Below are 16,338 nucleotides of genomic sequence, written 5' to 3' on the forward strand. Positions count from 1 at the left end.
GCGGCGCGACGAGCCGTGCTCGACGACGCCGTGGCCGACCCTGCCGTCCAGCCGGAAGCGGGCGGCCGGTCGGTGACGCCGTACGCGGCGGGCGGGTGGTGGGGGGCGCAGGTGCGGCCCCGGTCCAGCCGCGCCCCCGCCAGGTGCCGTGCCGCCAGGCGTCGGCGGGCGGGTGTCCGGCGCCCAGGGCGAGCGGTGCGGAGCCCGCCTCCAACTCCTCTGGAACGGCGGCGTCTTGGACGTGGCCGACGGCCCGCTCGGGGTGGCGGGTGCCGGAGCGGCAGCCGATCCCGGCGCAGGGCCCGCCGAGTTGGCGGTCGCGCGCACCGGGCCGGACCAGGGTCGCCTCGTTCAGCGGGCGGTGGCCGTCGGCGTCCTCCTGGACGACGGCCATCAGGGAGCGGTCCTCGAAGCGCACCGGGCACCGGGTCCGGTGGAAGCCCTCGGTGGGGTGCTCCTGGGCGAACCTCCCGTGAGGTGGCCGGGGAGCGGACCGGACGGCCACGAACGCAAGGCCGAATCCCGTCGGCGGTGACGTGTCCGGACGCCGCCGCGTTGCCCGGGTATGCCCTCCACCCACTCCGTGACCGGGCGGCAGCCCCGGGTCTTCGTTCCGCGTCCCGCCGGAGCACTCCAGCCGGTCGCGCACGCCCCGCAGGCGGATCCGCCGATCTACCGGGATCTGCTGCGCATGTGGGCCGAGCGCGGGCGCACCCTGCCCGGACACCACGACCCGGAGTGGATCCGGCTCGCGGCGCCGCAGGTCAAGCGCGGTCAGTTCAGCGTCCCTCGGGACCTGCCAGGTGACGGGCGATGACCATCCGCTGGATCTGGTTCGTGCCCTCGACGATCTGCAGGACCTTGGCCTCGCGCATGTAGCGCTCGGCCGGGAAGTCCGCGGTGTAGCCGTACCCGCCGAGGATCTGGACGGCGTCGGTGGTGACCTTCATGGCGGCGTCGGTGCAGTGCAGCTTCGCCATGGCCGCCTGCTTGGCGAAGGGCCGCCCCGCGTCGCGCAGCCGCGCGGCGGCGAGGTACAGCGCGCGGCCCGCCTCGATCTGGGTCGCCATGTCGGCCAGCATGAAGCGCAGGCCCTGGAAGTCGGCGATCGGCTTGCCGAACTGGCGCCGCCCGCTCGCGTAGGAGACGGCCTCGTCGAGTGCCGCCTGGGCCACACCGACGGCGCAGGCCGCGATGCCGAGCCGGCCCGAGTCGAGCGCGGACAGGGCGATCGCGAAGCCCTGGCCCTCCTCACCCAGGCGCCGGTCGTCGCCGACGCGGACACCGTCGAAGTGCACCTGGGCGGTGGGCGATCCCTTCATGCCCATCTTCTTCTCGGGCGCCGCGGCGGAGACCCCCGGGGCGTCGCCGGGCACGAGGAACGCGGTGATCCCGCGCGGGCCCTCCTCGCCGGTGCGGGCCATGACCGTGTAGAAGTCGGCGATGCCGCCGTGGGTGATCCACGCCTTGGTGCCGGTGATCACCCACGCGTCGCCCTCGCGCACGGCCCTGGTGCGCAGCGAGGCCGCGTCGGAGCCGGAGGCGGGCTCGGAGAGGCAGTAGGCGCCGAGCAGTCCGCCGCCGAGCATCGCGGGCAGGTGCTCGACCTGCTGCTGCTTGGAGCCGTAGGCGGCCAGGGCGTAGGAGGCCAGGGTGTGCACGCTGACCCCGAGGCCGACGGTGAGGCGGGCGGCCGCGAGTTCTTCGAGGACCTGGAGGTAGACCTCGTAGGGCTGTTCACCGCCGCCGTACTCGGCGTCGTAGGGCAGGCCGAGCAGGCCCGACTCGGAGAGCAGGGAGAAGACCCGGCGCGGGAAGCAGCCGGCGTCCTCCTCCTCGGCCGCGTGCGGGGCGATCTCGCGCTGCGCGATGTCGCGGACGAGCGAGATCAGATCCCGGGCCTCGTCCGTGGGCAGTTGACGGTCCACCGGCTGCGGGGCGCGGTCGGGCATGTCGACGGTCCTCCCTGTCGGGCGCGTCGGCGGTCGCGCGCCGTGGGTGGGGCGGCTCCGCCGGGTCTCACTGGTGCCGGTCCGATGCTCGCACTCCCGGGTCTCGGAAGCTGCTGACCAGCGGCCGTGGGCTGTGAGTATGCCCGATCGGAGGCATCGAGTCACCGGTTAACGACCGCTCACTGCAAGAAGTGTCCGGCACGTTACGCAGCGGGCCGAAATTGGTCCGAACCATTGACGTACTGGTCTAGTCCTCCTACGGTGACGGCTCAAGCGATATCGCGTTCATGCCAATCGGCGCACGTTCCCCTCTCCCCCACGAGGAGACAACCCGATGCACTTCTCGCACCGCCCCCGCACCCGGTTGCGGGCCCTCGTCTCCGCCGCCTGCGCGGCCGCCCTCGGTATCGGACTGCTCGCCGGCGCGGGCACCGCCACCGCCACCGCCGATCCGAGGACCGCCGCGGCGCCGAGGACCGCCGCCGCGCCGAAGGCCGCCGCCGAGGCCGCCCCCCGGGCCGCGGGTTCCAAGGTCGTCGGCTACTTCACCGAATGGGGCACCTACGACCGCAAGTACTACGTCAAGAACATCGAGACCTCCGGTTCGGCGGCCAAGCTCACCCACATCAACTACGCCTTCGGCAACGTCACCAGCGGCAAGTGCGCGATGGGCGACTCCTACGCGGCGACCGAACGCACCTACACCGCCGCCGAGTCGGTGGACGGCGCCGCCGACACCTGGGACCAGCCGCTGCGCGGCACCTTCAACCAGCTGCGCGAGCTGAAGAAGAAGCGTCCGGGCCTGAAGATCCTGTGGTCCTTCGGCGGCTGGACCTGGTCGAACGGCTTCGGCGAGGCGGCGCGCAACCCGGCCGCGTTCGCCCAGTCCTGCTACGACCTGGTCGAGAACTCCAAGTGGGCGGACGTCTTCGACGGCATCGACATCGACTGGGAGTATCCGAACGCCTGCGGTGCCACCTGCGACACCAGCGGTCGCGAGGCGTTCAGGAACCTGATGGCGGCGGTGCGCGCCAAGTTCGGCTCCGGCAACCTGGTCACCGCGGCCATCACGGCCGACGCGACCAGCGGCGGCAAGATCGACGCGGCGGACTACGGGGGCGCGGCCCAGTACGTCGACTGGTACAACCCGATGACGTACGACTTCTTCGGCGCGTGGGACGCGGCCGGCCCGACGGCTCCGCACTCGGCGCTCAACTCCTACACCGGCATCCCGAAGGCGAACTTCTACAGCTCGGCGACCATCGCCAAGCTCAAGGGCCTCGGCGTGCCCGCCTCCAAGCTGCTGCTCGGCATCGGCTTCTACGGCCGCGGCTGGACCGGGGTCACGCAGTCGGCGCCCGGCGGCACGGCGACGGGGCCGGCACCGGGCACGTACGAGGCGGGCATCGAGGACTACAAGGTGCTCAGGGCCAAGTGCCCGGCGACCGGCACGGTGGGCGGCACCGCGTACGCCAAGTGCGGCAGCCAGTGGTGGAGTTACGACACCCCCGCGACCATCGCGACCAAGATGACGTACAAGGACCAGCAGGGCCTCGGCGGCACCTTCTTCTGGGAGCTGAGCGGGGACACGAGCAACGGTGAACTGATCAGGTCCATCAGGTAGCGGGTCCCACGGGGGACCTGGGGCGGAGGACCACGAGCCTCCGCCCCTCGCGCGCTCAGTCCGCGCGGCGCGCGGGCCCGGGGGCCGGGTAGCCGGAGTCCAGTTCCTCGACGGCGCGCAGGGCGCCGCCCAGGGTCTTCACCAGCAGTTCGCGCATGGTGTCCCGGGGCAGTTCGGGGCGGTCGATCCAGTCGAGGGTGGCGCCCTCCACACCGCACACCCAGGACAACAGCCCCATCCGGGCCAGCGGGCCGATGTCGGTGCGGCCGTACGCCCCCTCGGCGAGGGTCGCCACGATCGCCTCGCGCACCCCGTCCCGGATGGCGTGCACCTCGGCGTCGAAGCCGACGCCGCCGCTGACGATGGTGCGGTAGGCGGCCTGGTGGTGCTCGGCGTAGCGCAGATAGCTGTCGATGGTGCGGTGGACGCGGTCCACCGGCTGTATCTCCACCCCGCTCGCGGCGAAGGTCACCAGGTCGGCGACGGAGTCCTGGATGATCGCGAGGTAGTAGCCCCGTTTGGACTGGAAGTAGTAGTAGATGAGCCCCTTGGCGACATGGGCCTGGCGGGCGATGTCGTCCATGGAGAGCGCGTCGTACGACGTGTCGGCGAACAGCTTCCGTCCGATGGTGATGAGTTCGGCACGGCGCGCCGTCGAGCGCTCGGTACCGCGGGCCCTGGGCCGGACCGCGTCGCGCTGCTGACTGATATTCAATTCAGACCCTGTGATCCAACGGGCGGCGGGACCTCCGCAGTATGGCAGACCGGCACCGGCTGCTCGTTCGATTGTGATCGAGCCTGACGGGTCCGCTTCACATGCGGGGCGTCACATGTCCGACCAAAGGGTCCGGTGTGGGTCAGCTCACAGCAGGCCGAGCCGGGTGACGAGCATCGCGATCACCACGACGAGGGTCCAGCCCATGAGGTGTTCGACGACCTTCGGGCCGTCCTTGCCGGGGCCGCCGGTGCGGACGCGGCCTGCGGCGGTGGAGTGCGCGGTCATATGCCCACCTTGCCATCGGAGGCGGCTTTTGCGGCAGTAACGTTGCTCACAGCGCGAGGGCCCCGGCCGCTCCGCGGTTTCCGGGGGCCCTCGCGGCGGCGTACCGCGTACGGGTTCAGCGCACGCCGACCTCCGCCAGCGCGGCACGCTGACGCGCCGTCGGCAGGGCCGGGAAGAACAGGTAGCAGACCCCGCCGGTGCCGGAGACGACCTTGCCCGCGGCGTCGTACCGCTTGGTGCGCAGCCAGATGTTCTCCCACTCGCGCCGCCGGTAGACGCGCCGCACCGCCTCGTTGGTCGGGGCGTACGGGTCGTTGGCGATCACGTCTCCCCCGGCGGTGAAGCCGATGACCGTCATGAGATGGCCGGCGGTGCCGTACCCCGCGCCCGTCAGCTCCTCCTCGCGGAACGACTGGGAGGTCATGGCGGGGATGCCGGCCGCGATCAGCCGCTCCAGGTCGGTCAGCGAGCCGAGCCGGGTGACCACGGCCCGGATGTCGTCGAAGGTGGCCGCGTAGGCGGCGCTGAACGGCCAGTTCCCGCAGCCCTGGTACTGGTAGTCGTAGGTGTACCGGGCCGCGTGGCAGATCTGCGGGTCGGCGTAGGCGGGGTCGACCCAGGCCAGTTGCTCGCGGCTGAGCCGCCCGCCCCAGTACTCGATGATCATCTGCGCGGAGGTCGGGCTGCACCATGCCTCGCCCCCGCCGTCGTACTCGGGGTACTGGCCGACGTGCGTCTCCTGCGAGTAGCGCGGGACGGTCAGCTCCCGGGCGGCTCCGGGGACGGAGGCGGCGACCGTGAAGCGGTCGGGCACGTCGGAGCCCATGACCCCGGCCCGCCACAGCACGGGCGTGAGCGCGGTGCCGGGCCTGCGGTACAGCGTCAGGCGCAGCCGGAACGAGGCGAGGCGCAGCCCGCTCGCGGGGTCGTCGATCGCGAGGGTGTCCGTGCCGACCGTGCTGCGGCCGTCGCGCTGGCCGTCGACGGAGGTCCGCCGGATGTCCCGGTCGCCCGCGGCCCAGCGGCCCATCACGTACCAGGGGGTGGCGGTGCCGTCCTGGTACGTCCCCCGGAGGTCGACCTGGATCCAGGTGCCGTCCGGGGTGTGCGCGTTCCAGGAGGCGATGACCTCGGTGGCGGGGACGGCGAACCGGTGGACGGGGGACGTCCAGGTGGCGTACTCCCAGCGGGCGGTCCGGCCGGTGTGCGGGTCGGTGTAGTCGGTGGTGCCTGCCGGTGTGGCGAGCACGAGGCCGGGGCGGGCGCCCGCGACGGCCCGGGTGCCCCGCGCGGTGCCGCCGCGCCAGTCGGCGTGGCTGGTCCAGGCCCGGTTGTCGACGGTGCGGGGCGGGACCTCGTCCTCGGCGGGGTTCCCGGCGTCGGCGCGCTTCCCGGCGGCGGCGGCCGGGCCCGCGCCACCGGTGGCGGCCACCGCGACGGCGGCTGCCAGAACGATTCTGCGGGAGGGCTGTTCGGCTCTGCTCATGGGCGGAAGACCCCCAGGGTGTGCGAGTAGGGCGGGTCCGGTGCACGACTGCCCGCCCACTATGACCACCGGGGGCACCGTCTGCCAGCACTCCGCCCCCGGGCGCGCCCCGGGCCCTCGGCCCCGGTCACGGGCGTGACCTGCGGCGCGGCGGTGCGGCGGCCGTGCGGCCCGCGCGCGCCGGACGGTCCGCGGGCCCGGCGTCCACCGCAACGGCGTACGCCGGGCGCGGCGCCCGCGGGTCAGACGAGGTCCATCGCCGCGACCTCGTCCGGACGGCCGTAGCCGACGGGTCCGTGGAAGCGGCGCCGGGCGCTGGTGAACCACCAGAGTGTGGCGACGGCCAGCACGCCGGCCAGCGCGAGCGGCGCGTAGTTGAAGGAGGTGACGGTGAGGGGCGCGGCGTGCGGCAGCATGAACAGCACGCTGCTGAACACGATCCAGGCCACCGCCACGATCCCGACCGGCCGTCCCCAGCGGCCCAGGTGCCAGGGACCGTGCGCGAAGTCGTCCCCGAGCCGGAGCCTGAGCAGGATGGGCAGGCCGTAGGCGAGGAAGAGCCCCACGACGTTGACGCTGACGAGGGCGGTGAACGCCGTGCGCGACCACCAGCCGGGCAGCACCAGCACCAGGGAGCAGCCGACCGCGAGCCAGACCGCTTTGACGGGGGTCCGGGTGCGCGCGGAGACCGAGTGCCACCAGCGCGACCCCGGCATCGCGCCGTCCCGTGAGAAGGCGAAGATCTGCCGGGTGTTGCTGGTGAGGTTGGCGAGGCCGCAGAAGAGCATGGCGCCGATGACGACGAGCAGCAGCGCCTTCGCGGTGCCGACGCCGAGGCCGTCGATCAGGATCTGCACGGGCGGGGCGTCGGCGGCGGCCACCCGGTCGTAGTCGCGTACGGCGTAGACGAGGGCGAGCATGAGCAGGAGTCCGGCGATCGCGGAGCAGGCGATCGCGCGCGTGATGCCGCGCGGCGCGTTGACCGTGGCGCGCACGGTCTCCTCCGACATGTGGAAACTGGCGTCGAAGCCGGTGAAGGTCCAGCTTGCCACCAGCAGGCCGAGCATCCCGCCGTAAAGTCCGCTCGTGAAACCGGTGTTGTTCGCGAAATACGTGACGAATGAGGCCGGCTGATGCTGGTCGGGAATGACCGTGAGTGCACCCACGATCACCACGAGTCCGATGAGCAGCCACCACACCGAGATCCGGTTCAGCACGGCGACCAGGTGCACGGTGTAGGTGTTGGCGAGCCCCTGCACCACGATGATCAGTGCCGTGATCAGTACCGTCCGGTGGCCCGTGGGCTCGTAGGAGGGCCACTGGAGCGTGAGGAACGCCTGGACGAACGTGGCGGCGGCGTACCCGGTGGCGGCCGTGCCGCCGACCTGGCCGACGAAGTTGAGCCAGCCCGTGTACCAGGACCAGGCGCCCTTGTGCCGTCGGGCGAGCTTTCCCGCGGAGAAATACAGGGCACCGCTCGTCGGATACGCGGAGGCGACTTCCGCCATCGATGCCCCCACGAAGAGCACCATGACGGAGACGCCTATCCAGCCGAAGACGAGAATGCTCGGACCGCCCGCGTTCAGACCGAATCCGAATCCGGAGAAGATTCCGGAGATGATGTTGATGACGGTGAAGGAGATGGCGAAATTGTCGAACGCCTGAAAACGCCGGGTGAGTTTTCTCGGATAACCCATCGCATGCAGCGTGGCATCGTCGTCCAGCGCGCTCGGATCGCCTCCGCGGCGCGCGCCGTGGCGCGCTCGGGCACGCGGAGCCGGCATCCGTCGGGACACGGTGGGGCCTCTTCTCTCGGTGGGGGGTTGACGGCCCGTCAGACGAACGGGACCGGCAGGCCGCAGGCGCGGCGCGCCCTCGACAGCTGCTCGGCCGGGTCGCCGAAGGCGGACCAGGGCATGCGCGAGGCGTACGGGCCCATCGCCGCGAACACCGCGCGCGCCTCCTCCTCCCGCCGGCCCATGACCAGGGCGTGCGCGAGGTACGCCAGGTCCAGGACCGGGGTGAAGGCGTAGTCGGCCACCGTGGGCAGCCAGGTCCGGTGGACGGCCACGGCGGTGGCCCGCCACTGCGGCTGCTCCCACACGCGGTCGGCGAGCGGCCGGGTCGGGTCGTAGCACTCCACCAGGGCGACCAGCGGCAGCAGTCCGAGCGGGGAGCCCGCGGGCGCGCGCTGGCCGAGGAAGGCGGCGACGTCCCAGGCGGCGGTGACGGAGCCGCCGTGGCGGGGGACGAAGCAGGCGAGGAAGCGGTGGTGGGCCTCGCGGTGCCAGGGGGCCAGGGAGAGGATGTGCGCGAACAGGCGCCAGGGGCCGGGAGGCGCGGTGAGCAGGCCGCGCGGCGCCTGTTCGCGCAGCCGGTGCAGCCGGGCCATCGCCAGCTTGGCCACCCAGGGCGTGGGGTCGGCGGGGGCCGTGGCGGCGGCGCGGTCGCAGGCCGCGAGCGCTATCCGCTCCAGCGCGCCGGCCCTGGCGTCGTGCGCGTCGGCGGCCCGAAGGGCCCGCAGCACGGCCACCCGCGCCCACATCAGGGACGCCTCGGGGCAGGGCTCCTCGGCCAGCCAGCGCTCCACGAGATCGGAGTCGGCCGCCTCCGAGGCGAGCACGAGGGAGCGGTGGGCGCGCAGGGCGAAGTCCCCGCGGGTCTCGGCGAGCGCGTCGCGGGCGCTCAGGCAGCGGCCGGCGCGGACGTCCACGCACACGCCGGCGAGCACATGGTCGTCCGCCGCCGGATGCCACAGGTACTGCCCCTCGAACAACCCCGCGGCCATCTGCCCCAGCCCATCCCCGTCACGGCACCTCGTCGTCGTGCACCAGGCACCCTACTCAGCGCGGGCCCCGTCCGGAACGCGGTCCTGACGGTGGTGGCCGGAGTTTTCCGACGGCATCGCGGTAAAGCGGCCGGTTCGAAGAGACATGTTTTCCCGTACGGTCTGCCGACCGCTTTCGGTCGGCACTAGAATGTTCCGGCGAGATATGCCAGTCCCGCCCCGCAGACGAGGAAAAACGATTCACGAGCTCGCCTCCCGGCTCCGCCGGCTCCCCCCTTCCCTGGGCCCCGTCCGCCTGGTCGCCGTGGACGGCCACGCCGGCTCCGGAAAGTCCACGTTCGCCGGGGAGCTGGCACGCGCGCTGGGCGGCGCCCCGGTGCTGCACCTCGACGACCTCGCCAGCCACGACGAGCTGTTCACCTGGACCGGCCGGCTGTCGGCGCAGGTGCTGGAACCGCTCGCGCGCGGCGCCGTCGCCCACTACTCCCCCTACGACTGGCGTGAGCGGCGCTTCGGGCCCGCGCGCGCCCTGGCGCCCGCCCCGGTGGTCCTCGTCGAGGGCGTCGGCGCCGGCCGCCGCGCCCTGCGCCCGCGGCTGGCCCGGCTGCTGTGGATGGATCTGCCGCGGGCCCGGTCCTGGGCGCGCGGCCGCTCCCGGGACGGGGAGGAGCAGCGGGAGTTCTGGGACGGCTGGGTCGCCGCGGAGCACGCGCACTTCGCGGACGACCCCTCACAGCCCTTCGCGGACCTCCTGGTCCGGCAGCGCGACGAGGGATACGAGGTGGTTCCCGGGCCCGCCGGGACGGCGGGACCGGACCACACGGTCACACACCGTGACGACCCGTCGGCAATGTGCTGAACTCGTGAAGACCCACTCCGGGCACGCGCACATCGTGCCCCAACTCGGCTTGACCCAATGGCCGGACAGGTCCTACGTTCTCAATGTGCGGTCGACCGCGACCGAACCCTTGACGCGAAGCCCCCGGTTGTTCCCCCGTGATCGGGGGCTTCGTTCTGCTCGTACTCCTCATTTCGGGCGACGCGCGCCCCTCAGCCGCTCACGCTCGGTCACCGAGCGGACCCGCGCACCGCTCCCACCTCGCCCGACGGCCCGTGCGGCCCCCTGGGGCAGGCCCCGCTCCCGCAGGTACGATGCCCTCGGTGCGCGCTACGGACGGCTGCTCTGCGCACCGCTGCAACTCCGGCCCGTGGCACGGCGGTTCGAACCGGCGGCCGGCGGGCGGGTGGCCGGCGACCGACGGGGGCACGGTTTGTGGGGGACGTGATGGACTTCGGCACGCAGGGCCCCGAGGCCCCGGCCGACCTCGCCTGGCTGCGAGGTGTGGACGCCTACACGATGGGGGCCTATCCGCAGGCGGAGGAGGAGTTCGGCACCGCGGTGCGGATCGACCCCGGGATGGCCGACGGCTGGCTCGGCCTGCACGCGCTGCGCGTCGACACCACGACCGCGCTGCTGCGGATGTTCCGCCACCGCGAGCGCTTCGGCGAACAGCGCTCCCGCCACCGGCGCACCCTCAACTCCTGGTACTGGCTCGGCTGGTGGGTGCAGCCGGTGCTGGAGACCCCGCGCGATCTGCTGCTCGCCCACGCCTCGCACTGGCTGGACGGCCGGCACGTCCCGGAGCTGGACCGGGCCCTCGCCGGGCTGCCGCCCGTGGACGCCGACCACCAGGTCCGCTTCCTGCACGCCTGCCGCGCCTATCTCGTCAAGGACTGGGAGCAACTGGTCCGCCACACCGACCCGCTGCTCGACGATCCGATGCTCGGCATCGAGGTCGGCCTCTTCGGCGGCATGGCGCGGGTGAGGCTGGAGATGTACGGACAGGCGGAGCCCCTGCTGTCGGGCGCGCTGATGCGGTGCCGCAGCGAGCAGCCCCAGCGCAAGGAGCTGCGCTACTGGCTCGCCCGTGCGCACGAGGGCACCGGCCGCTCCGCCGCCGCCCTCCCCCTCTACCGGGCCGTGCACCGCGTCGACCCCGCCTTCATGGACACCTCGGCCCGGCTCGCCGCGATCGCCGAGGGCGACGGCTACGACGACCCGGCCGACTTCGCCCCCCTCGCGCTCACCGGCTTCGGCCAGGACGTGATCGACGGCCCCGACGGGCTCGACCCGCTCTTCGGCGCCGAGGGCCGGGACCTGAAGCTCTCCGACCCCGACCTGCCGCCCGCCGGGCCGGCGGCCCCCGTCACGGATCCGGCGGTGCGCGAGAAGGCCGCGGTGCCCCCGCAGTCGCTGCCCGCGGGCCCCACCGACCCCGCGTTACTGGAGGCGGCGCTCGCCGAGCTGGAGCGGATGGTGGGGCTGGAGCCCGTCAAACGCCAGGTCAAGGCGTTGTCGGCGCAGTTGAACATGGCCCGGCTGCGCGCCGGGCAGGGCCTGCCGGTCCAGCCGCCGAAACGACACTTCGTCTTCTCCGGTCCCTCGGGCACCGGCAAGACCACGGTCGCCCGCATCCTCGGCCGCGTCTTCTACGCCCTCGGGCTCCTCGGCGGTGACCATCTGGTGGAGGCCCAGCGGGCCGACCTGGTCGGCGAGTACCTGGGCCAGACGGCCGTGAAGGCCAACGAGCTCATCGACTCCGCGCTCGGCGGCGTCCTCTTCGTGGACGAGGCGTACTCCCTGTCCAACACCGGCTACGGCAAGGGCGACGCCTACGGCGACGAGGCCCTCCAGGTGCTGCTGAAGCGGGCGGAGGACAACCGCGACCACCTGGTGGTGATACTCGCCGGCTATCCCGAGGGCATGGACCGGCTGCTCGCCGCCAACCCCGGGCTGTCCTCGCGGTTCACGACCCGCGTCGACTTCCCCTCCTACCGCCCCCTCGAACTGACCTCGATCGGCGAGGTGCTCGCCGCGGAGAACGGCGACGTGTGGGACGAGGAGGCGCTGGACGAACTGCGCTCCATCGCCGGGCACGTGGTGGACCAGGGCTGGATCGACGAGCTGGGCAACGGGCGGTTCCTGCGGACGCTGTACGAGAAGAGCTGCGCCTACCGGGACCTCAGACTGTCGGCCTACCCCGGGGCGCTCACCCGCGGCGACCTGTCGACCCTGCGGCTGCCGGATCTGATGCAGGCGTACGGAGAGGTGCTGTCGGGACGGGGGCCGCAGGACCCGCCGGCCAGGTGACGGACGGATCCCGCGGCCGGCGCGGCTCAGCCGGCCAGGGCTCCTTCCGGCTCCCCCGTGCTCAGCCGGGGACCCGTCACCCGTACCTCGGCCACCTCCCGGTGCGCGGGATCGCGGACCTCGCCGACCAGCAGTTCCAGGACGTCCTCCAGCGCCACGAGCCCGAGGACCCTGCCCGAGGCGTCGGCCACCTGGGCGAGGTGGGTCGCGGCGCGGCGCATCACCGTGAGGGCGTCGTCCAGGGGCAGGTCCGGACGCAGGACCGGCATCCGCCGCCACACCTGCTGCGGCACGGCCCGCTCCGAGTCCTCCAGGTCCAGCACGTCCTTCACATGCAGATAGCCCATGAAGGCGCCGTTCCCGGCCGCGACCGGGAAGCGGGAGTACCCGGTGCGGGCGGTGAGCGCGAGGATCCGGCCCGGGGTGACCGACGGGCCGACGCTCACCAGGGACTCGCTCCGGAGCAGTACGTCGGTGACCGGGCGGGAGCCCAGTTCCAGCGCGTCCTCCAGGCGTTCCTGCTCCTCGGGGCCGAGCAGTCCGGCCTGGCCGGAGTCCTCCACGAGCCGGTTGAGCTGCTCGCTGGTGAACACCGCCTCCACCTCGTCCTTGGGCTCGACCCCGAAGAGCCGCAGGACGGCCCGCGCGACCGCGCCGAGCGCCACGGTGACCGGCCTGCAGAAGCGGGCGAACCAGACCAGCCCGGGGCTGAGCAGGAGCGCGACCTTCTCGGGGTCCGCCATCGCCAGGTTCTTCGGCAGCATCTCGCCGACCACCAGGTGGAAGAAGACCACCGCGGCGAGGGCGATGGCATAGGTGAGCGGGTGGATCACGCCGTCCGGCAGCCCGGCCCACTCGAACACCGGCTCCAGCAGACGCGCCACGGTCGGCTCGGCCACCGCGCCCAGCGTCAGCGAGCAGACGGTGATGCCGAACTGGGCCGCCGCCATCATCTGCGGGAGCCGCTCCAGGCCGTACAGCACCTGGCGGGCGCGGGCCGTGCCCAGCGGCTCGATCTGGCTGCGGCGCACCGAGACCAGGGCGAACTCGGCGCCGACGAAGAAGCCGTTGGCGAGCACGAGGAGCGTGGCGAAGAGGAGTTGGAGGACGCTCACCGGGCCGCCTCCGCCATGGGCCCGGTCCGCACCAGGCGGACGCGCTCGGCCCGGTAGTGGCCGACCCGGCGCACCGACAGCCGCCAGCCGGGCAGTTCCGCCCGGTCCCCGACGGCGGGGATGCGCCCGAGCAGGTCGGCGACGAGTCCGGCGACGGTCTCGTACGGTCCCTCGGGCACGTCGAGGCCGACGCGCAGGAGGAGGTCGACGCGGCAGCCGCCGTCGGCGTCCCACGCGGGCCGGCCGTCCTCCGGCGGGGCCGCGGCGAGTTCGGGGAGGTCCTGCCCGTCGTGCTCGTCACGGACCTCGCCGACGATCTCCTCGACGATGTCCTCCAGCGTCACCACGCCCGCCGTGCCGCCGTACTCGTCGACGACGACCGCGATGGGCTGCTCGCTGCGCAGCCGTGCGAGGAGCGGCTGGACCGGCAGGGTCTCGGGGACGAGGAGCGCCGGGCGGGCGATGCGGCCGACGGGGGTGCGCAGCCGGTCTCCCGCGCGGACCGCCAGCGCGTCCTTCAGATGGACCATGCCGGCGATCTCGTCGATCCGCTCCCGGTAGACCGGGAAGCGCGACAGTCCGGTGGCGCGGGTCAGGTTGACCACGTCCTCGGCCGTCGCGGACGACTGCAGCGCGCTGACCTTCACGCGCGGCGTCATCACGTGCTGCGCGGTCAGTTCCGCCAGCGACAGGGTCCGTACGAAGAGATCGGCGGTGTCCTGCTCCAGGGCGCCCGCCCGTGCGGAGTGCCGGGCCAGGGAGACCAGTTCGCCGGGGGTGCGGGCGGAGGCCAGCCCCTCGGCGGGCTCGATGCCGAGGGAGCGCACCAGCCGGTTCGCGACGGAGTTCAGCGCGGCGATCACGGGGCGCAGCACGCGGGCGAAGACGTGCTGCGGGCCGGCGACGAACCGGGCGACCTGCATCGGGCGGGACACCGCCCAGTTCTTCGGCACGAGTTCGCCGATCACCATCTGCACGGCCGAGGCCAGCAGCATGCCGACGACGACGGCGGCGCCGGGCACCGCGCCCTCGGGGACGCCGATCGCGGTGAAGGGCCCGCCCAGCAGCTCCGCGAGCGCCGGTTCGGCGAGCATGCCGACGACGAGGGAGGTGATGGTGATGCCCAGTTGGGTGCCGGAGAGCTGGAAGGAGAGTTCCTTGAGCGACTCCGCGACCCGGCGGGCCCGTCGGTCGCCCTCCGCGGCCGCCTTCTCGGCGTCCGTCGCCTCGACCGTGACCAGGCCGAACTCGGCGGCCACGAAGAAGCCGTTGGCGAGGATCAGCAGGAATGCCGCTGCGAGCAGCAGCAAGGGGGTGGTCATGATGCCGCCGCCCCGGGGTGCCGGGGGCGGACGGCGCAGGTACTGCAGGACGATCCGTCCATCGCTGGAGGGAGTCACTCCTCGGGTGGCAGGGGCCCCTGCGGGCCGGTCGGCACAGCAGAGGCGGAGGCGTCGAGGAGACGCCTCCGCCAACAGATTAATCACGACACCCGGTGGTGCGGCAGGGTGAGCGCCCCTCAGCGGGCCCGGGTGCGCCGTCCTGCCGCGGTCAGCCCTGGTGCGCGCCGGTGTCCCGGATCGAGCGGGCCTCGGCCAGGGCCCGCAGGGCGCGCGCGTCGGCGATGGCCTGCTGCTTGGCGATGCCGGGCTGGATGCCGAGGGCCGGGAGGCTGGTGCCGTCGCTGAGGTCGAGGAAGACCCAGGGATCACCCGGGCGGAGGTTCACCTGAAGGATCTCCTCCCAGGCCAGGCGGCGCCGGCTGGCGATGTTGACCACGGTGACGCCGGCGTCGTCGGCGACGACCTTGACGCGCGCGAGGGTGGCCGGCACGGCGAACATCATGGCGCCGACGAAGACGAAGCTGAGCCGTTCGCCGCCGCCGAGCTTGTCGAGCAGCAGCCCGATGGCCGTGAGGACGAGGAACATCGCGGTGCCGGCCGCCAGCAGGACGACGCGGGTGCGGCCCGGCCGGAAGGTGAGGGGCAGGGTGGGAAGGTGATCGGACATCAGCGGGTGGCCCTCGCTCGGCTCAGAGGCGGCAGGCGTGGATGGCGGTGGTCAGGATGGCACGGGCACCGATGTCGTACAGGTCGTCCATGATCCGCTGGGCCTCCTTGGACGGGACCATCGCGCGGACGGCGACCCAGCCCTCGTTGTGCAGGGGCGAGACGGTCGGCGACTCCAGGCCCGGGGTGAGGGCGACCGCCTTCTCCAGCTGCTCGACACGGCAGTCGTAGTCCATCATCACGTAGGTCCGGGCGACCAGGACGCCCTGGAGGCGGCGCAGGAACTGCTGCACCTTGGGCTCCTCGGCGTCCGCGCCGGTCCGGCGGATGACGACGGCCTCCGACTTCATGATCGGCTCGCCGACGACCTCCAGACCGGCGTTGCGCAGGGAGGTGCCCGTCTCGACGACGTCCGCGATGACCTGGGCGACACCGAGCTGGATGGCGGTCTCGACGGCGCCGTCGAGGTGGACGACGGCGGCGTCGATGCCGTGGTCGGCGAGGTGCTTGGCGACGATGCCCTCGTAGGAGGTGGCGACGGTCCTGCCCTTGAGGTCCGCCAGGTCGTCGCCGACGGTGCCCGGCCTGGTGGCGAAGCGGAAGGTGGAGCGCGCGAAGCCGAGCGGCAGGATCTCCTCGGCCTGCGCGGCGGAGTCGATCAGCAGGTCGCGTCCGGTGATGCCGATGTCGAGCTTCCCCGAGGCGACGTAGATGGCGATGTCGCGGGGGCGCAGGTAGAAGAACTCGACGTCGTTCTCCGGGTCGACGATCCGCAGTTCCTTGGCCTCGCGGCGCTGCTGGTACCCGGCCTCATGCAGCATGTCCGCCGCAGGGCCGGAGAGGGAACCCTTGTTGGGGACGGCGATGCGCAGCATGGGGTCGGTTCCTTCGTTCGCTCTGACGGGGTGCGGGGTGCTGGTGCTCAGAGGTGGGCGTAGACGTCGTCGAGGGAGATCCCGCGCGCGACCATCATCACCTGGACGTGGTACAGCAGCTGAGAGATCTCCTCGGCGGCGGCTTCCTTGCCCTCGTACTCGGCGGCCATCCAGACTTCGGCGGCCTCCTCGACGACCTTCTTGCCGATGGCATGGACGCCCTTGCCGACCAGCTCTGCGGTGCGGGAAGTGGCGGGGTCGCCGTGGGCGGCCTTGTGCTGGAGCTCGGTGAAGAGCTCCTCGAACGTCTTCTTGGACATGGTGGCGCTCAGCCT

The 16,338-nt window shown here is 72.7% G+C and carries 16 protein-coding genes; 5 read left to right on the plus strand and 11 right to left on the minus strand.

Translation table 11 applies throughout. The features are described 5' to 3' along the window. The first annotated feature begins 148 nt into the window (after positions 1 to 148). Positions 149 to 535 carry a hypothetical protein gene (locus tag SZN_RS41850; protein WP_208865752.1) on the plus strand — a complete coding sequence of 129 codons (387 nt, stop codon included), beginning with the start codon at positions 149 to 151 and terminating at the stop codon, positions 533 to 535. A gap of 30 nt (positions 536 to 565) precedes the next feature. Continuing rightward, positions 566 to 817 carry a hypothetical protein gene (locus SZN_RS03205; RefSeq protein WP_043727835.1) on the plus strand — a complete coding sequence of 84 codons (252 nt, stop codon included), beginning with the start codon at positions 566 to 568 and terminating at the stop codon, positions 815 to 817. Here SZN_RS03205 and SZN_RS03210 read toward each other — a convergent pair. Next, positions 780 to 1,952, minus strand: coding sequence for an acyl-CoA dehydrogenase family protein (locus SZN_RS03210; RefSeq protein WP_007491373.1), 1,173 nt, complete (start codon positions 1,950 to 1,952; stop codon positions 780 to 782). The genes SZN_RS03205 and SZN_RS03210 overlap by 38 nt on opposite strands. A gap of 334 nt (positions 1,953 to 2,286) precedes the next feature. On the opposite strand from SZN_RS03210, the gene SZN_RS03215 reads away from it, so the two are divergent. Continuing rightward, the gene (locus SZN_RS03215) at positions 2,287 to 3,576 is read left to right on the plus strand and encodes a glycoside hydrolase family 18 protein (RefSeq protein ID WP_007491374.1); all 1,290 of its coding nucleotides are present in this window, start codon (positions 2,287 to 2,289) and stop codon (positions 3,574 to 3,576) included. Between the two features lie 55 nt (positions 3,577 to 3,631). On the opposite strand, the gene SZN_RS03220 is transcribed toward SZN_RS03215, so the two are convergent. The 5 genes from SZN_RS03220 to SZN_RS03235 all read right to left on the minus strand — a co-directional run bounded on the left by SZN_RS03220 (position 3,632) and on the right by SZN_RS03235 (position 8,853). Continuing rightward, a complete protein-coding gene (locus SZN_RS03220; RefSeq protein WP_007491375.1) occupies positions 3,632 to 4,291 on the minus strand; it encodes a TetR/AcrR family transcriptional regulator in 660 nt (219 codons plus the stop codon). A gap of 147 nt (positions 4,292 to 4,438) precedes the next feature. Continuing rightward, a complete protein-coding gene (locus SZN_RS40285) occupies positions 4,439 to 4,579 on the minus strand; it encodes an SCO1431 family membrane protein (RefSeq protein ID WP_007491376.1) in 141 nt (46 codons plus the stop codon). A gap of 115 nt (positions 4,580 to 4,694) precedes the next feature. Next, positions 4,695 to 6,065, minus strand: a complete 1,371-nt coding sequence (locus tag SZN_RS03225; protein WP_007491377.1) for a peptidase C39 family protein — start codon at positions 6,063 to 6,065, stop codon at positions 4,695 to 4,697. Between the two features lie 242 nt (positions 6,066 to 6,307). After that, on the minus strand, positions 6,308 to 7,861 hold the full coding sequence (locus SZN_RS03230) for an amino acid permease (protein ID WP_078508414.1): 1,554 nt from the start codon (positions 7,859 to 7,861) through the stop codon (positions 6,308 to 6,310). 38 nt (positions 7,862 to 7,899) lie between these two features. Further along, positions 7,900 to 8,853, minus strand: a complete 954-nt coding sequence (locus tag SZN_RS03235; RefSeq protein WP_007491380.1) for a hypothetical protein — start codon at positions 8,851 to 8,853, stop codon at positions 7,900 to 7,902. Between the two features lie 205 nt (positions 8,854 to 9,058). Between SZN_RS03235 and SZN_RS03240 the strand changes: the two genes are divergently transcribed. Beyond that, a complete protein-coding gene (locus SZN_RS03240; protein ID WP_043727839.1) occupies positions 9,059 to 9,712 on the plus strand; it encodes a uridine kinase family protein in 654 nt (217 codons plus the stop codon). A gap of 426 nt (positions 9,713 to 10,138) precedes the next feature. Next, positions 10,139 to 12,004, plus strand: a complete 1,866-nt coding sequence (locus SZN_RS03245) for an AAA family ATPase (RefSeq protein WP_007491384.1) — start codon at positions 10,139 to 10,141, stop codon at positions 12,002 to 12,004. A 26-nt stretch (positions 12,005 to 12,030) separates the two neighbouring features. Here SZN_RS03245 and SZN_RS03250 read toward each other — a convergent pair whose 3' ends face one another. The 5 genes from SZN_RS03250 to SZN_RS03270 all read right to left on the minus strand — a co-directional run bounded on the left by SZN_RS03250 (position 12,031) and on the right by SZN_RS03270 (position 16,323). Next, positions 12,031 to 13,119, minus strand: coding sequence for a hemolysin family protein (locus SZN_RS03250; protein WP_007491386.1), 1,089 nt, complete (start codon positions 13,117 to 13,119; stop codon positions 12,031 to 12,033). Beyond that, positions 13,116 to 14,441, minus strand: a complete 1,326-nt coding sequence (locus tag SZN_RS03255) for a hemolysin family protein (RefSeq protein ID WP_007491389.1) — start codon at positions 14,439 to 14,441, stop codon at positions 13,116 to 13,118. The genes SZN_RS03250 and SZN_RS03255 overlap by 4 nt, the downstream gene beginning before the upstream one ends. Positions 14,442 to 14,670: 229 nt before the next feature. After that, positions 14,671 to 15,129 carry a PH domain-containing protein gene (locus SZN_RS03260; RefSeq protein ID WP_007491390.1) on the minus strand — a complete coding sequence of 153 codons (459 nt, stop codon included), beginning with the start codon at positions 15,127 to 15,129 and terminating at the stop codon, positions 14,671 to 14,673. Between the two features lie 22 nt (positions 15,130 to 15,151). Then, a complete protein-coding gene (hisG, locus tag SZN_RS03265; RefSeq protein WP_007491391.1) occupies positions 15,152 to 16,003 on the minus strand; it encodes an ATP phosphoribosyltransferase in 852 nt (283 codons plus the stop codon). 47 nt (positions 16,004 to 16,050) lie between these two features. Continuing rightward, the gene (locus SZN_RS03270; RefSeq protein ID WP_007491392.1) at positions 16,051 to 16,323 is read right to left on the minus strand and encodes a phosphoribosyl-ATP diphosphatase; all 273 of its coding nucleotides are present in this window, start codon (positions 16,321 to 16,323) and stop codon (positions 16,051 to 16,053) included. Positions 16,324 to 16,338: the final 15 nt, after the last annotated feature.

The organism is Streptomyces zinciresistens K42 (assembly GCF_000225525.1).
In the GTDB taxonomy this organism is placed as follows: domain Bacteria; phylum Actinomycetota; class Actinomycetes; order Streptomycetales; family Streptomycetaceae; genus Streptomyces; species Streptomyces zinciresistens.

Excerpts from the sequence above, each read along its gene's own strand:
- SZN_RS03205 (WP_043727835.1), top strand. The coding sequence starts at position 566 with ATGCCCTCCACCCACTCCGTGACCGGGCGGCAGCCCCGGGTCTTCGTT.
- SZN_RS03210 (WP_007491373.1), bottom strand. The coding sequence starts at position 1,952 with ATGCCCGACCGCGCCCCGCAGCCGGTGGACCGTCAACTGCCCACGGAC.
- SZN_RS03215 (WP_007491374.1), top strand. The coding sequence starts at position 2,287 with ATGCACTTCTCGCACCGCCCCCGCACCCGGTTGCGGGCCCTCGTCTCC.
- SZN_RS40285 (WP_007491376.1), bottom strand. The coding sequence starts at position 4,579 with ATGACCGCGCACTCCACCGCCGCAGGCCGCGTCCGCACCGGCGGCCCC.
- SZN_RS03225 (WP_007491377.1), bottom strand. The coding sequence starts at position 6,065 with ATGAGCAGAGCCGAACAGCCCTCCCGCAGAATCGTTCTGGCAGCCGCC.
- SZN_RS03235 (WP_007491380.1), bottom strand. The coding sequence starts at position 8,853 with ATGGCCGCGGGGTTGTTCGAGGGGCAGTACCTGTGGCATCCGGCGGCG.
- SZN_RS03240 (WP_043727839.1), top strand. The coding sequence starts at position 9,059 with ATGCCAGTCCCGCCCCGCAGACGAGGAAAAACGATTCACGAGCTCGCC.
- SZN_RS03245 (WP_007491384.1), top strand. The coding sequence starts at position 10,139 with ATGGACTTCGGCACGCAGGGCCCCGAGGCCCCGGCCGACCTCGCCTGG.
- SZN_RS03255 (WP_007491389.1), bottom strand. The coding sequence starts at position 14,441 with ATGACCACCCCCTTGCTGCTGCTCGCAGCGGCATTCCTGCTGATCCTC.
- SZN_RS03260 (WP_007491390.1), bottom strand. The coding sequence starts at position 15,129 with ATGTCCGATCACCTTCCCACCCTGCCCCTCACCTTCCGGCCGGGCCGC.
- hisG (WP_007491391.1), bottom strand. The coding sequence starts at position 16,003 with ATGCTGCGCATCGCCGTCCCCAACAAGGGTTCCCTCTCCGGCCCTGCG.
- SZN_RS03270 (WP_007491392.1), bottom strand. The coding sequence starts at position 16,323 with ATGTCCAAGAAGACGTTCGAGGAGCTCTTCACCGAGCTCCAGCACAAG.